The organism is Nocardia flavorosea (genome assembly GCF_015477805.1).
GTDB lineage: Bacteria > Actinomycetota > Actinomycetes > Mycobacteriales > Mycobacteriaceae > Nocardia > Nocardia flavorosea_A.
The window spans coordinates 25,183-36,956 of record NZ_JADLQL010000005.1 but is presented as its reverse complement, the minus strand read 5'-3'; the positions used below and the strand labels follow the sequence as shown (position 1 = coordinate 36,956).

The 11,774-nt window shown below is 68.5% G+C and carries 21 protein-coding genes; 13 read left to right on the top strand and 8 right to left on the bottom strand.

What is annotated here, in order from left to right:
- Positions 1 to 143: 143 nt before the first annotated feature.
- Positions 144 to 635, top strand: a complete 492-nt coding sequence (locus tag IU448_RS21750; protein ID WP_195057540.1) for a pyridoxamine 5'-phosphate oxidase family protein — start codon at positions 144 to 146, stop codon at positions 633 to 635.
- 334 nt (positions 636 to 969) lie between these two features.
- Here IU448_RS21750 and IU448_RS21745 read toward each other — a convergent pair whose 3' ends face one another.
- On the bottom strand, positions 970 to 2,208 hold the full coding sequence (locus IU448_RS21745) for an FAD-dependent monooxygenase (protein ID WP_195057539.1): 1,239 nt from the start codon (positions 2,206 to 2,208) through the stop codon (positions 970 to 972).
- 77 nt (positions 2,209 to 2,285) lie between these two features.
- On the opposite strand from IU448_RS21745, the gene IU448_RS21740 reads away from it, so the two are divergent.
- Positions 2,286 to 2,873, top strand: a complete 588-nt coding sequence (locus IU448_RS21740; RefSeq protein ID WP_195057538.1) for a TetR/AcrR family transcriptional regulator — start codon at positions 2,286 to 2,288, stop codon at positions 2,871 to 2,873.
- A gap of 135 nt (positions 2,874 to 3,008) precedes the next feature.
- Here the strand turns inward: IU448_RS21740 and IU448_RS21735 are convergent, their stop codons facing one another.
- The 3 genes from IU448_RS21735 to IU448_RS21725 are packed head-to-tail and all read right to left on the bottom strand — an operon-like array spanning position 3,009 to position 3,614.
- Positions 3,009 to 3,167 carry a hypothetical protein gene (locus tag IU448_RS21735; protein WP_195057537.1) on the bottom strand — a complete coding sequence of 53 codons (159 nt, stop codon included), beginning with the start codon at positions 3,165 to 3,167 and terminating at the stop codon, positions 3,009 to 3,011.
- On the bottom strand, positions 3,149 to 3,475 hold the full coding sequence (locus IU448_RS21730) for a hypothetical protein (protein ID WP_228813907.1): 327 nt from the start codon (positions 3,473 to 3,475) through the stop codon (positions 3,149 to 3,151). Before IU448_RS21730 ends, IU448_RS21735 begins: the two co-directional genes overlap by 19 nt.
- Complete coding sequence (locus IU448_RS21725; RefSeq protein WP_195057536.1) at positions 3,468 to 3,614, bottom strand: hypothetical protein; 147 nt, start codon at positions 3,612 to 3,614, stop codon at positions 3,468 to 3,470. The genes IU448_RS21730 and IU448_RS21725 overlap by 8 nt, the downstream gene beginning before the upstream one ends.
- A gap of 343 nt (positions 3,615 to 3,957) precedes the next feature.
- Here IU448_RS21725 and IU448_RS21720 point away from each other — a divergent pair, with 343 nt between their 5' ends.
- Entirely contained in the window at positions 3,958 to 4,854 is an 897-nt protein-coding gene (locus IU448_RS21720) for a helix-turn-helix domain-containing protein (protein ID WP_195057535.1), read from the top strand.
- A 2-nt stretch (positions 4,855 to 4,856) separates the two neighbouring features.
- Positions 4,857 to 5,060 (top strand): DUF397 domain-containing protein, encoded by a 204-nt coding sequence (locus tag IU448_RS21715; RefSeq protein WP_195057534.1) that lies wholly within the window; start codon positions 4,857 to 4,859, stop codon positions 5,058 to 5,060.
- A gap of 82 nt (positions 5,061 to 5,142) precedes the next feature.
- Here IU448_RS21715 and IU448_RS21710 read toward each other — a convergent pair whose 3' ends face one another.
- The 3 genes from IU448_RS21710 to IU448_RS21700 are packed head-to-tail and all read right to left on the bottom strand — an operon-like array spanning position 5,143 to position 5,996.
- Positions 5,143 to 5,469 carry a helix-turn-helix domain-containing protein gene (locus tag IU448_RS21710; RefSeq protein ID WP_195057533.1) on the bottom strand — a complete coding sequence of 109 codons (327 nt, stop codon included), beginning with the start codon at positions 5,467 to 5,469 and terminating at the stop codon, positions 5,143 to 5,145.
- A gap of 25 nt (positions 5,470 to 5,494) precedes the next feature.
- Positions 5,495 to 5,785, bottom strand: a complete 291-nt coding sequence (locus tag IU448_RS21705; protein ID WP_280457903.1) for a type II toxin-antitoxin system RelE/ParE family toxin — start codon at positions 5,783 to 5,785, stop codon at positions 5,495 to 5,497.
- Between the two features lie 52 nt (positions 5,786 to 5,837).
- Positions 5,838 to 5,996: a hypothetical protein gene (locus IU448_RS21700; RefSeq protein WP_228813905.1), complete on the bottom strand. Its 159-nt coding sequence runs from the start codon at positions 5,994 to 5,996 to the stop codon at positions 5,838 to 5,840.
- A 417-nt stretch (positions 5,997 to 6,413) separates the two neighbouring features.
- Here IU448_RS21700 and IU448_RS21695 point away from each other — a divergent pair, with 417 nt between their 5' ends.
- The 9 genes from IU448_RS21695 to IU448_RS21655 all read left to right on the top strand — a co-directional run bounded on the left by IU448_RS21695 (position 6,414) and on the right by IU448_RS21655 (position 10,633).
- Positions 6,414 to 6,980, top strand: coding sequence for an RNA polymerase sigma factor (locus IU448_RS21695; protein ID WP_280457904.1), 567 nt, complete (start codon positions 6,414 to 6,416; stop codon positions 6,978 to 6,980).
- A complete protein-coding gene (locus IU448_RS21690; RefSeq protein ID WP_195057530.1) occupies positions 6,971 to 7,585 on the top strand; it encodes an Asp23/Gls24 family envelope stress response protein in 615 nt (204 codons plus the stop codon). The genes IU448_RS21695 and IU448_RS21690 overlap by 10 nt, the downstream gene beginning before the upstream one ends.
- On the top strand, positions 7,582 to 7,962 hold the full coding sequence (locus IU448_RS21685) for an Asp23/Gls24 family envelope stress response protein (RefSeq protein WP_195057529.1): 381 nt from the start codon (positions 7,582 to 7,584) through the stop codon (positions 7,960 to 7,962). Before IU448_RS21690 ends, IU448_RS21685 begins: the two co-directional genes overlap by 4 nt.
- Complete coding sequence (locus tag IU448_RS21680; protein WP_195057528.1) at positions 7,959 to 8,297, top strand: hypothetical protein; 339 nt, start codon at positions 7,959 to 7,961, stop codon at positions 8,295 to 8,297. The genes IU448_RS21685 and IU448_RS21680 overlap by 4 nt, the downstream gene beginning before the upstream one ends.
- A gap of 86 nt (positions 8,298 to 8,383) precedes the next feature.
- Positions 8,384 to 8,884, top strand: a complete 501-nt coding sequence (locus IU448_RS21675; RefSeq protein ID WP_195057527.1) for an Asp23/Gls24 family envelope stress response protein — start codon at positions 8,384 to 8,386, stop codon at positions 8,882 to 8,884.
- A 33-nt stretch (positions 8,885 to 8,917) separates the two neighbouring features.
- Entirely contained in the window at positions 8,918 to 9,109 is a 192-nt protein-coding gene (locus tag IU448_RS21670; RefSeq protein WP_195057526.1) for a hypothetical protein, read from the top strand.
- On the top strand, positions 9,106 to 9,426 hold the full coding sequence (locus IU448_RS21665) for an Asp23/Gls24 family envelope stress response protein (protein WP_195057525.1): 321 nt from the start codon (positions 9,106 to 9,108) through the stop codon (positions 9,424 to 9,426). Before IU448_RS21670 ends, IU448_RS21665 begins: the two co-directional genes overlap by 4 nt.
- A complete protein-coding gene (locus tag IU448_RS21660; RefSeq protein WP_195057524.1) occupies positions 9,423 to 10,058 on the top strand; it encodes a DUF6286 domain-containing protein in 636 nt (211 codons plus the stop codon). The genes IU448_RS21665 and IU448_RS21660 overlap by 4 nt, the downstream gene beginning before the upstream one ends.
- Positions 10,058 to 10,633, top strand: coding sequence for an alkaline shock response membrane anchor protein AmaP (locus IU448_RS21655; RefSeq protein ID WP_195057523.1), 576 nt, complete (start codon positions 10,058 to 10,060; stop codon positions 10,631 to 10,633). Before IU448_RS21660 ends, IU448_RS21655 begins: the two co-directional genes overlap by 1 nt.
- Positions 10,634 to 10,716: 83 nt before the next feature.
- Here IU448_RS21655 and IU448_RS29100 read toward each other — a convergent pair whose 3' ends face one another.
- Positions 10,717 to 11,517 (bottom strand): crotonase/enoyl-CoA hydratase family protein, encoded by an 801-nt coding sequence (locus IU448_RS29100; RefSeq protein WP_280457908.1) that lies wholly within the window; start codon positions 11,515 to 11,517, stop codon positions 10,717 to 10,719.
- Positions 11,518 to 11,774 lie beyond the last annotated feature (257 nt).

Genomic DNA, 11,774 nt, shown 5'->3' with positions numbered 1-11,774 from the left:
GACCATGGGCGCTGAAACGCTCCGTCCCGGATTCTGGGCATTACGCGCCGAGACGGTGTCGACCGGCGGCGCTCGGCGGCAACAGGGAAGGCTGCGGCCCGTCGTGCTCCGAATTGTCATATCGGCGTCGTACCGTCGGCATCATGACGACATGGAACGAGTTCACTGCGGAAGCGCCGCATATCAGTGAGATCTTCCGCCGCCGCCATCTCGCGACGGGCAACCTGTGCATGCTCGCGACGTTGCGGTCGGACGGATATCCCCGCATCAGCCCGGTGGAACCGATGATTTTCGAGGAGAAACTGGTGATCGCCGGTATGCCCGGCACCACCAAATTCCGGGATCTGCTGCGCGATCCCCGGTTCTGTCTGCATACGGCCACGGTCGACACCATGGTTTCCGAGGGCGACGCGAAACTCTTCGGCGTCGTGGTCGACGATCCGGATACCGCGCTGCACACTCGTTTCGCCGAGTTCCTGTACGAGGACAGCGGGATGGACCTGCGCGGCCAGGCGTTCGACCACTTCTTCGTCGCCGACCTCACCTCCGCATCGTCGGTGGAGGTCGGCGACGACACCCTGAAGATCACGATCTGGAAGCCGGGCGAGGGGGAGCGGGTAGTCGAGAAGAAGTAGCCGCGGCAACGGTCCGCGCCCCCGTGCGTCCGGCCGGGCGGCGCCGCACCAGCTGCCGCCGCGGCGCCCCGGCGCTGGTCTTCTACGTCGTCACCGGACCCCGCGCGTGCACTGTCCGTGCCACGGCGCGCGTATCGCCAAGACATTGCGCGAGCCCGGATGCCCACCCACCGATCACCGGCACGGCTACACAGCCGACCGGCGTGGCAGGACACCGATCATCACGTCGGCGCGCGTCATCCGGGCTGATCGGGCACCGCTCTCACACCGATCTGGGCGCGGCCCGGCAGCGCACATTGCACGTCCCGTACTGAAAAGTCGGTGAATCCGGCGATTACCCGACGCGTTTCTGCGCGTCCAACTCGGGCGGTGCCGCTTCGTCCGGGAGAGCGAACGACGACAGAGCGCTGCTCGCGCCACCGGCAAGGAGCCGCGTGCGCAGCGCAGCCGGCATCCGGGTCAGCAGGCGGGTGGCCAGGGCGTTGAACCGCAGGTGCGCCCGGGAGCGGGGGATTCCGCGGCGCAGTACACCGGGCGCCGCCTCGCGGCAGCGTCGCACATAGTCGCGCAGTTGTCGTTCGTAGACGGTGAACGCCTGCTGGTGTGCGCCGCCGGCTTCGGCGAGGGCCCGCGCCAGCAGGTAGGCGCCGACGACGGCCAGGGTGGTGCCGCCGCCTACCGCGGGACCCGGGGCGTATCCGGCGTCCCCGACCAGCGATACCCGCCCCCGCGACCACGAGTCCATCCGGATCTGGCTGATGGCATCGAGGTAGAAGTCGTCCGCCCGGTCCATCTCGTCGAGCAGCCGGGGGATCTCCCAGCCCTCGTTGCGGTACTCCGTCCGCAGCAGCCGGCGCTGGGCGTCGATATCGCGGTGGTCGTAGACCAGTTCGGTGGGGTGGCGGAACAGGAATACGGCGCGGGCCTGCCCCGTCTGCGCCACGGGGTACATGGCGGCGATCCGGTCCACCGCGTTGTACAGCACCGTGTGCGTCGTCAGCTCGCGATAGTTCGGCAGGGTGCCCACCGCGAGATATCCGCCGAGGTGGTGGCTCAACTCGTCTTCCGGGCCGAAGATCAGCCGGCGCACTGCGGAGTGCAGGCCGTCGGCGCCGAGGACGAGATCGAACCGGCCGGTGCGACCGCTGTCGAAGGTGACGTCGATACCGGCGGCGTCCTCGGCGAGAGCGGCGATCGAATCGCCGAACCGGTACTCGACCCGGTCAGCGGTGGCGTCCTGCAGGATCGTCGCCAGGTCGCCCCGCATGATCTCCAGGTGCCGGTCGTCGGCGAAGGCTTCCGAGATATCGCGCAGATCGACATCGATGGAGGAGCCGCCCGGCAGTTCGTAGCGCAGCGCGGAGGTCTCCACCCGAGCCGCCTGGAGCCGGGGGAGTAGGCCCATCCGGTCCATCACCTCGCTCGCGGGTGCGAAGAGGTCCACCGCGTGCCCGCCCAGCCCGAGCCGGGGTCGCGGGGTGTGTTCGACCACCACCGGCGTGTACCCGTAGCGCTGCAACCAGTACGCGAGCACCGGCCCCGCGACGCCGGCGCCGGAAATCAGGATGTCCACCACTGCTCCTCGTTCGTTTACTTAACGGTCGGTAAACGAGTTTACTTACCGGGCGGTCAACACGCTAGGGTGGTTCGATGCCCAGAGCCCGATCCACCGAGACGCGTGACCGCATCCAGGCCGCCGCACTGGAACTGTTCGCCGCCCACGGGATCCGGGAGACCAGCCTGCGCCAGATCGCGGAACGCCTGGGTATCACCAAACCCGCGTTGTACTACCACTTCGCCTCGCGGGAAGACCTCCTGCGCAGCCTGATGCAGCCGCTCGTGGACGATGTCGAAGCCGTGATCGCCGCGGACGAGGCGCGGTACGGCAACGAGCCGGTGGACGCACGCGAGCTGCTCACCCGCTATTTCGACGTCTCCTACGCGCACCGCGCAGTAACCGCCCTGCTGCTGCGCGATATCGCGCCCCTGGGCGAACTGGGCTTTTTGCAGAATGTGGTGGACTGGCGTCGCCGGCTCACCACGCTGCTGGTCGGTCCGGACGCCGGTGTCGCCGACCGGGCACGCGCCATCGTGGCACTCGGTGGTCTCGGTGATTGCCTGGTCCTGCTCGCCGACGTCCCGGTGGACGAACTGCGGACCGCGGCCGTGGACGCGGCCTGTGCGGCGCTGGCGGGCAGGGGTGCTGCCGACCCGACGCCCACGGCCCCGGTGGACTAGCGTTCGGCCGCCCTTGCGGCATTCGGGGACACGGGGTGTGTGGCCGGACGGCGGCCCGGGTGGATCATCCCGCCGGGTGCGAGGGTCCGGCGCCATCGTGGCATGGGGTCTTTCCGGTCGAGTCCTCGGCACCGTTCACCGCACGTGGAAATGCTGTAAGAGCCGTTCCAGCGCGGACGGTGCCCGGGGCGTTGTCTCGTCCAGTTCGATCGACCGGGCCAGCAGGATCGTGTATCCGATCGAGCCGAGCATGCCGAAGATCACCACGGTGAGCGCTACCTCTCCCCACGGCATGTGAAATCCTCTCCGTGCCAGCGGTAGCCGCGGGGGTAGACCCGGTTCGGCGTGATGAGCGCGGCGTTCTCGGTGATGATCCGGCGGATATCGGCGGCGTGCGCGAGTCCGGGAACGATGACGGCGCGCGCATCGTATTCGGCGGCGTACCGGGCGAGTGCGTGCGCGGCGACGAACGGCCGGGCGTTCGTTCGCACCGTATGCAGCAGCCGGCATCCGTAGCGCTCGGCGACTGCGTGCAGGTCGATATCAGCGACGGGGATATCCAACCGGATGAGCGCGACCGCTGCCGGTGTCCGGTCAGGCATGCTCATCGTCCTCGGCCCAACTCTGCAGGGCTTCACGGATCAGTTCCAGGTGGGCGAGCGTGGGTAACGCCCACGCGGTGGGCAGACGCTCGATGGATTCGCCGCGGACCCGCACCGGCAATGGCTCATTTGCGCACATGATGAATCCCCGCTCATGACATAGGCTTTGGCGTGCGCCCGGTGCGGGGTCGGGCACGCGGCATCAGCGGCCTTTTCGGCTGCACTGGTTGTGTTGTGACAGACCACCGGTTTCCGGCACTCCTGGCGTCGAACCGGTGTTCTCGACTGCGATTCGAGGTGGCCCGCACCGGGCGCACACTCAGTAGAGCTCTGACTCAGCCGGATTGGGAAGCCGGAAACTGGATTTTCCAAGACAAATCTTTGAAATTCCTCCACAATCATTGCGGGGCTGAGGTTTCCATGTACCAGCTTCCCTGTGCGGGCTTCCAGAATTCACATTTACTGTTAGCAAAGGCAACCACATGGCAAAAGGATCGACACGTACGAACGCGTCCACGCTGCCCAGACGGGCCCTGGGCCGACAACTACGCAAACTCCGCGAACGGGCCGGATTCACGCAGTCGGCGGCGTCGCGAGTAGCCGAGATCTCTCCCCAGTCGTACGGGCGCATCGAAGACGGCTGGCAGACGAAGGTCACCGACTTGGGTCTGAATGCGCTGGCGAATGCGTACGAGGCAACCGACGCGGAGCGCAGGCTGCTACTCGACCTCGCCCGCGAGATCCGCGAGGCCACTGCGTCCGGTGGCGGATGGTGGCGCGCCTACGCCGACGCGATGGTGTCGGGATTCGATCATTATCTCGCCCTGGAGGAGGCGGCGAATTGGGTGACTTCCTGGCAGACGACCGTGGTTCCCGGCCTCTTGCAAACTCGCGACTACCGGCAGGCGCTCACCTGGGCCACGAACCCGGATCGCTCCACAGAGGAAGTCAACCGAACCTTGGACCTTGCGCAGCGACGCCAGAACCTCTTGGACCGACCGAACTTCAAGTTCGAGGCCATTCTTACCGAAGCGGTCCTCCGGTATAGGGTCGGCAGCTCATCTGTCATTGCAGACCAGGTGAAACACCTGATCGAGAGGTCTGAATCTCCCGGTGTCGAGGTACGGATAGTGCCCAACACCGAGACCAACCCGGTCGGACTGATGTCGCGCTCATTCGTTCTGTTCAGCTTCCCGCCGCTGCGTGCCTCCAAACTCCAGGAACCGCCTGTGGCCTTCATGGAGGGCTTCACCGGTGATCTGTATATCGAGCGCACGGCGGAGGTGGCGAAGTACTCTCGCGAAGCCGAACGTATCCGGCATGTAGCGTTGTCCCCGTCGGCATCCAGGGACTTGATGCTGCGGATTTCGAAGGAGTGAGAATGATCGACTTGTCTCGGGCCTCCTGGTTCAAGAGCAGCCGTAGCCAAGGGGGAAGCGATTGCGTCGAGGCTGCCCACCTGGACGACGGGCATGTCGGCGTCCGCGACTCCAAGAACCCCTCCGGCCCCGCCCTGATATTCACCCCCGGTGAATGGGACACCTTCCTCGCCGGTGTCAAGGATGGCGAGTTCGACCGCTTCTGACCTGGCGAATCACGACCCCCGGACCCGGTAGCAGTACCGGACTCGGGGGGTCTGTTCGTAGTTGTGTCAGCGTTGTACTGGGTCAGGCAATCAGTCCGAGTGTTTCGTCGGCGTTGTCAGCACCGACTGTCACCGAGAACCGCACCCCGAGAGCGCGTGCTAGACGGTCCAGCACTGCCGGCCTCGGTACACCGCCACCGCCGGCCTCGAGCCGGGACACAGCCGGCTGTGTCATCTGTGCTCGTCTGGCCAGTTCCGTCTGCGATATGCCCAATGCGGTCCTGCGCTTGAATACTGCCCGCACCAACGCGATCTCGACCCGTGCGATTTCGCGCGCACTCCGGTACTCGTCGGTGTCTCTTTTTGCGGCCGGCACCGGGTCGTCGGCGATCCGGTCGTGTGTGCTCATCGCCGGTCCTCCTTCGAGGTGTCGATCATCCCGATAACCTCATCGATATCTGGCTCTCGGAGCAGAGCCGTCGCGCCTCCTCGGCCGGCAGCACTTCGAACCGTTCGTTGTCCCGAGTCTTGCGGAATGCGGTCAGCATGACGATGTGATCTCCGGGTGCGAACCAGTAGGTCACCCGCACGTCTATCGGATGCAGGTGGATGCGTAGTTCCCGAGCCTCGTCCCCGAGTGATCGGGACAAGGGCATCCCGAGGGCAATTCCTTCTTCCGGCAAACCGACTACTTCATCGACACGCGCAAGTTGCGTCGGTGTCACGGTATCCCGGCTGTATCGCTCGGCGACGGGTGGTGCTCGATGCGCCGGGCTTTCAGGCGGTTGTCCGCAGGATGCGGAGGGTGAGGGTCAGTCCGAGCGCGATGGCGATCGTCGCGAATGCGGTCGTACCCGGTGACCGGGTGAGCAGCGCGGTGCCCGTGGCGAAAACCAGGCAGGACACTGCCGCGAGCAGGGCGGTGCCCCGTTCCATTCCCGCGACGCGAACAGGTCGCCGGCGCGTGCTCCGATGACGAGCGGTGCTCCGGGTGACGGCCATATCCGAACCTTCCGTTTTCGTTCCGCACCTTTTCCGGTGTTCGCTGGTAACGACCCGGTTGCGAAGGAAACGGCACGGACCATTGCGGGTGAGCGTGGTCACGCCGTGAGCGCCGGTGCGGTGGCCGGCCGACGCTGGACCGGAGAACGGGTTGTCGGCAGATCGGTAACGGCCTGTTACGCAGTGGGCCGAACGGGTAGCGCGATCAGGTGGCCAGACAAGGTAGCGGCGCGCTGCCGCGCCGGGAGAGGCCCGGATTGTGGCGACGATCACGCGGTGATCGGCGTGATGCCCCCCGGGGCTGCGGTGTCCATCGAACATGCGGGTGTTGTGGGTGCAGGAGGTGGTGGTGTGACCGCGCTGGAATCCGCGCCGATGACGGGATGGGACGACGCGACACTGGTCGACCGCGCCCGTGACGGTGATATGTCCGCCTATGAGCAACTGGTGGTCCGGCACCAGGGCCAGATGTTTCGCTTGGCGGTGAAGATGCTCGCCGATCGCGGCGAGGCCGAGGATATCGTCCAGGAGGTCTTCCTCGGTGCGTGGCGGCGGCTGACCCAGCTCAACGACGATGCCGCATTCGTCGGCTGGCTGTACCGGATGACCACCAACCGCTGCCTCAACGTGCTGCGCGCCCGGCGCCCGCAGGCCGACGTCGATCCGGACACCACCGAATCGCCGCGCGCCGATATCCGGCCCGAGCACGCGGTGCAGGTCAGCAGTCAGCTCGAAGCGCTCAACGACGCGTTACGGGTGCTGACCGCCGAACAACGCGCCTGCTGGCTGCTGCGCGAGGTGCACGGCCTGTCCTACGAGCAGATCGGTGACATCGTCGGCGCGAACACCACCGCGGTCCGCGGTCGGATCGCGCGGGCGCGAGCACAGTTGTCCGAGGTGATGAAGCCATGGCGGTGAACGAGACGAACAACACCACAGAACAGGGCTACCGGCTGCCGTGCGGCCGGGAACTGGAACAGGTATGGGAACGGCTCGACGCGGTCGAGTCCGGGCGCCCCGACGCCCACGAGGCGGTGTGCCCGCACTGCCGGGCGGCGCGGGAAAGCCTGCTCGCGTTGCGGGCCGCGACCCGGGAGCTGGTGGCCGAACCCGAACCGCCGCCGCCCGGGCTCACCGGGCGCATCATGTCCGCAGTCCGGTCCGAGATGCGGCGCGGCCGCACCGTGGACCTTCCCGATACCGGCCCCGGCTCGGTGGAGATCAGTGCACAAGCGGTGGCGGCGGTCCTGCGGTACGCGGCCGATTCGGTGCCCGGGGTACGGGCCCGGCGATGCCGGATCCGGCAGGCCGGGGCGGACGACGGCGCACCGCGGACGGTCGATGTGGAGATGAGCATCGCTCTCCCGGCGGGCGGCCCTCCGGTCGGCGATGTGCTGCCGGCGGTGCGTGCCCGCATCGCCGCCGCCCTCCCCGACCACATCGGCGTGGAACTGCGCCGGCTCGATGTGCACATCGCCGACCTGTACCACGCGGACGGCCCCGGCCCGGGAGGCGACCGATGACGGCCGCCCGCGCCACGGTGATCGTGGCGGCACCGGTGATCGCCGCGGTGGCCGCCCATGCCGCGGCGAACACACCTGGAGTGGTCCGGCTGGAACCCGGTGTCCGCGGATTGCTGGACACGGTCGTGCGCACGGGCCGGCAACGATGGACCGGTACCGAACCGGCCCCGGCCGGCGGTATCCGGATCCGGCAGACCGGGGCCGGGCTCGTGGTATCCGCCGATATCACGATCGCCGCCGGCCGGCCGGCCGCCGAGATCGGCTGCGCGGTTCAGCGGCGGATCACCGAGGCGGTTCGCGAGCACACCGGGCAGCAGGTGGACCGCGTATGCGTATGCATCATCGATATCGCCGGACCCGCCGGAGCGTGGCTGTGACCGCCGACGCCGAGCTCGCCGAGAAGATCATCGCCGCCGTGACGGCACACGCCGGATTGCGCCCCGCGGCGCCGATCACCGGGGATCGTACGGGCTGGTGGTCCTTCGACGCGCGCAAGTACGCAGTGGGACTGACCTCCACCATGGTGGAGGTCCGGGTCGTTGCCACCGCGCTGCCCTTGACGCCGCTACTGGACGATCTCGCTGCCGCGATCAGGCGGCTGCTGTCGGGAACACGCTGGGAGACGGCCGAATTGCGGCTGATGGTCACCGAGCTCGATGCTGCCGCCCTGTCGGGCACAGGAGGTGATGCAGGTCACCCCAGTGAGGCGTGAGGTTCCCGTTCGGCCGGTGTCCCACAGACAGCGGCACACGAATACCGCTGCGCGGCAGCGGGCCGACAACCCAACGAGGAGCAACCATGACCACTCCGGCCACTGAGAAGAAGTCCGTTACCGATACCGCATCCGGGGCGGCGCCCACGCGCGGCGCAGCGGAGAACCGGGGATCGGCGCGCAAGACCGACCTGGTCACCGAGCAGGGCACGACGACGATCGCCGATATCGTGGTGCAGAAGGTCGCCGGCCTCGCCGCCCGCGAAGTCAACGGCGTGCACGAACTCGGCGGTAATGCCGCCCGCGCGTTCGGGGCGCTGCGCGACCGCATTCCGGGCGCGTCGTCGAGTGCCGGGCAGGGAGTTTCGGTCGAGGTCGGCGAAACCCAGGCCGCGGTGGATCTGCAGATCGTCGTCGAATACGGCGTCGCCATCGCGGAAGTGGCGCGGGTCGTACGCCGCAATGTGATCTCGGCGATCGAGCAGATGACCGGACTGGAAGTCGTCGAGGTCAATATCAACGTCAACGATGTCCACCTCCCCGGTGAAGACGACGAGGCCGACGTGCCCACCGGCCGGGTCCAGTAGCCGGGTCCCGGCTGTCGTGGAGAGGAGTCGACTGTGAACGCCACTTCGATTTGCCTGGCGATCGGTCTCGCGCTCGGATTCGCCGCCGCGTTCGGCGGATTCGGCGCCTTCGCCATCGTCCTGGTCTTCGCTGCGGCCGGCCTGCTGGTGGGCCGGTGGCTCGACGGCCGGCTCGACCTCGACGGTGTGCTGCGCACCGTCGGCCGGGCCCGGGAGCGGCGGTGACCACCGCGACCGCCGAATTGCCCGGCGAAACCACCGTCAGCGAACGGGCGGTCCGGCGGATCGCCGCCGAAGCCGCCCGTGAGGTCACCGGCGTCGGCGGCCGCGCCGAGGTGGAGGCAACGGTATCCGGTGATCGCACCACGCTCGAGGTCCGGCTCCCGGTGCGCTATCCCGAACCGGTCGGGCGGGTCACCGAGGACTGCCGCGACCATCTGATCCGGCGGACCGAAGAACTGACCGGTCTCGGCGTCTCCCGCGTCGATATCGTGGTCAGCGCGATGGTCCGGCCGGCCGCCACGACCGGGCGGGTGCGATGATCCGGCGGCCGCGGCGCACCGTACTCGCGGTGCTGGTCGCGCTGCTGCTGTGTACGGCGTGCCTCGCTGTGATCGTCTCGCTGATCCAGCGGCTCACCGGCACCCGCGAATTCTTCTCCTACGACAGCGCCGCTCGCGAGCTGCACGCCCTGTCCTGGGACAACCCGCTGGTGGCCGCCGTAGCACTGATCGCCGCCGCGATCGGTGTTCTCCTGCTGCTGGCCGCTGTGCTGCCGGGCCGGGCGACAGTTCTGCCGTTGCGTTCCACCGGCCCGGCCGACGGGGTCGCGGCGGGGGTGCGCCGCAAGGATCTGTGCGCCGTGCTGGGTGCCGCCGCGAACTCGGTGGCCGGCGTGCATTCGGCCCGAGTCAGGATCCGCCGCCACACGGTGACGGTGACGGCGCGCACCGATCTGCACGGTAATCAGGGCCTGGCCGACCGAGTCTGTGACGCCGTCCGGGACCGGGTCCAGGAAATCGGTTATCCGGTGCGGAAGGTGCGCGCCGGGTTGCACGCTCCCACTCCCACGGCGCGCGACCGTCGCAGGTCCCGCCCGGAGGTCTCGCGGCGCACCGGGGCAACCGGGACGAAACCGGCGGCCGCGGTATCGCCGGGAACAGGAGGAACGTGATGGCGCGATCCGATCATCCCGCGGTCGCCAACCGGATCGTGGCGGCCCTGCTCGGCGCCGCGCTCGCCGCCGGTGGCGGGCTGGCGCTGGCCGCCCATTTCGACCTGTTGAACTGGGTGGATCCCGACGCCCGGCTGGTTCCCGGCACCGCCGCACCGCCCACGTGGGTTTTCGTCGCGGTGATCGCCGCCGCCGCGCTGATCGCGGTGCTGTGCCTGCGCTGGCTGTTCGCCCAGTTCTTCCGGATGCCCGCGTCCCGGCCGTGGCGGATCGACACCGACGATACGGCCGGGCAGACCACACTGTCGTCCCGGACGGCCGCGGCCCCGGTCGCCGCGGATATCGAGGAGTTCCCGGGAGTGCGGTCGGCCGCCGCCTGGCTGGCCGGCCCCCGGGATGCCCCCGAGTTGTACCTCATCGTGCAGGCCGAACCCGATGCCGATATCGGTGCGCTGCGGCAGCGTATCGCCGACGATGCGGTGCTCGCCCTGAGCCGGGCGCTGGAAGTCGACGAGATCGCTGTCGAACTCGAACTGCGTTTCGCCGACGCGGGCCGGCCCGCCCGGTTGCAGTGAGCGGGCGGCAGCTCGGCCTTTCCGCCGGTGTACTCGGCGGCGGCCCGGGATCCGCCGCGCGGGCCGCGCCGATCGGGTGGACGTCAGTCGCCGGTGAATTCGGGCGTCCGCCGCTCCAGCATGGCCGAGACAGCCTCGCCGTGATCGGCGGTGTGGTGGGTGATGGCCTGCATGGCGGCGGAGAGTTCGAGCAGGGTTTCCAGGCTCTGGTGCTGTCCCTCGCGGAGCAGGCGTTTGGTCATCCGGAGAGCGTGCGGCGGATTCACCGCGATATCGGCGGCCAGGCGGTGGGCGGCTTCCAGGAGCCGGTCGGGTTCGACGACCTCGTTGACCATGCCCCAATCGAGGGCGGTGGCCGCGTCGATGGCCGCGCCGGTGAACGCGAGCTGGCTGGCGCGGGCCATACCGACCGCGCGGGGAAGCAGCCACGCGCCACCGTCGCCGGGGATGAGGCCGAGGCGGACGAAGCTTTCGGCGAAGGTCGCGGTGGTGGCGGCGATGCGCATATCGCACATCAGCGCCAGATCGCAGCCGGCCCCGATCGCGGGACCGTTCACCGCGGCGATGGTGGGGATTTCACAGTGGTACAGCGCTTTCGGAATGCGCTGGATTCCGTGCCGGTAGCCCTGGCGCAGTTCGGCGGGGGTGCCGCCGAACATCCCGGACTTGTCGCGCATGTGCTTCACGTTGCCGCCGGCGCTGAATGCCGTGCCCGCGCCGGTGAGGATCGCGACGCGCAGGGAATGATCCCGGTTGGCCTCGGTCACCGCGTTCTCCAGGGCTGCGATGGTCGCCTCGTCGGAGATCGGGTTGCGCTGTGCGGGGTTGTCGATGGTCCAGACGACGATATCGCCGGTGCGCTCCACGCGCAGGGGTGCGGTCACGGTTGCTCCTCGGGCCACGATGCTGCGGTTGTCTGCGGCAGCGGTGCTGCGATTGCCTGCCCCGGCCGTGCTGCGGTTGTCTGCGCCGGCCGGGCGGCGATTGTCTCCGCCAACAATGCCCGATCGGTCGTGGCACCGTCGCGCTGCGGTGGTTTCGCCGTCCGGGAGCAGGGTGTCGGCGAGCTCCGGCGCCGGGAAAGTCACGGCGGATCCCGCCACCCGATTCGACGTCGACGCGCGGGACACAGTCGGCGACC

What these genes read in the sequence shown, in the direction of transcription:
- IU448_RS21750 (WP_195057540.1), top strand. Translation starts at nt 144, where the DNA reads ATGACGACATGGAACGAGTTCACTGCGGAAGCGCCGCATATCAGTGAG.
- IU448_RS21740 (WP_195057538.1), top strand. Translation starts at nt 2,286, where the DNA reads ATGCCCAGAGCCCGATCCACCGAGACGCGTGACCGCATCCAGGCCGCC.
- IU448_RS21735 (WP_195057537.1), bottom strand. Translation starts at nt 3,167, where the DNA reads ATGCCGTGGGGAGAGGTAGCGCTCACCGTGGTGATCTTCGGCATGCTC.
- IU448_RS21730 (WP_228813907.1), bottom strand. Translation starts at nt 3,475, where the DNA reads ATGCCTGACCGGACACCGGCAGCGGTCGCGCTCATCCGGTTGGATATC.
- IU448_RS21725 (WP_195057536.1), bottom strand. Translation starts at nt 3,614, where the DNA reads ATGTGCGCAAATGAGCCATTGCCGGTGCGGGTCCGCGGCGAATCCATC.
- IU448_RS21720 (WP_195057535.1), top strand. Translation starts at nt 3,958, where the DNA reads ATGGCAAAAGGATCGACACGTACGAACGCGTCCACGCTGCCCAGACGG.
- IU448_RS21715 (WP_195057534.1), top strand. Translation starts at nt 4,857, where the DNA reads ATGATCGACTTGTCTCGGGCCTCCTGGTTCAAGAGCAGCCGTAGCCAA.
- IU448_RS21710 (WP_195057533.1), bottom strand. Translation starts at nt 5,469, where the DNA reads ATGAGCACACACGACCGGATCGCCGACGACCCGGTGCCGGCCGCAAAA.
- IU448_RS21700 (WP_228813905.1), bottom strand. Translation starts at nt 5,996, where the DNA reads ATGGAACGGGGCACCGCCCTGCTCGCGGCAGTGTCCTGCCTGGTTTTC.
- IU448_RS21690 (WP_195057530.1), top strand. Translation starts at nt 6,971, where the DNA reads ATGGCGGTGAACGAGACGAACAACACCACAGAACAGGGCTACCGGCTG.
- IU448_RS21685 (WP_195057529.1), top strand. Translation starts at nt 7,582, where the DNA reads ATGACGGCCGCCCGCGCCACGGTGATCGTGGCGGCACCGGTGATCGCC.
- IU448_RS21675 (WP_195057527.1), top strand. Translation starts at nt 8,384, where the DNA reads ATGACCACTCCGGCCACTGAGAAGAAGTCCGTTACCGATACCGCATCC.
- IU448_RS21660 (WP_195057524.1), top strand. Translation starts at nt 9,423, where the DNA reads ATGATCCGGCGGCCGCGGCGCACCGTACTCGCGGTGCTGGTCGCGCTG.
- IU448_RS21655 (WP_195057523.1), top strand. Translation starts at nt 10,058, where the DNA reads ATGGCGCGATCCGATCATCCCGCGGTCGCCAACCGGATCGTGGCGGCC.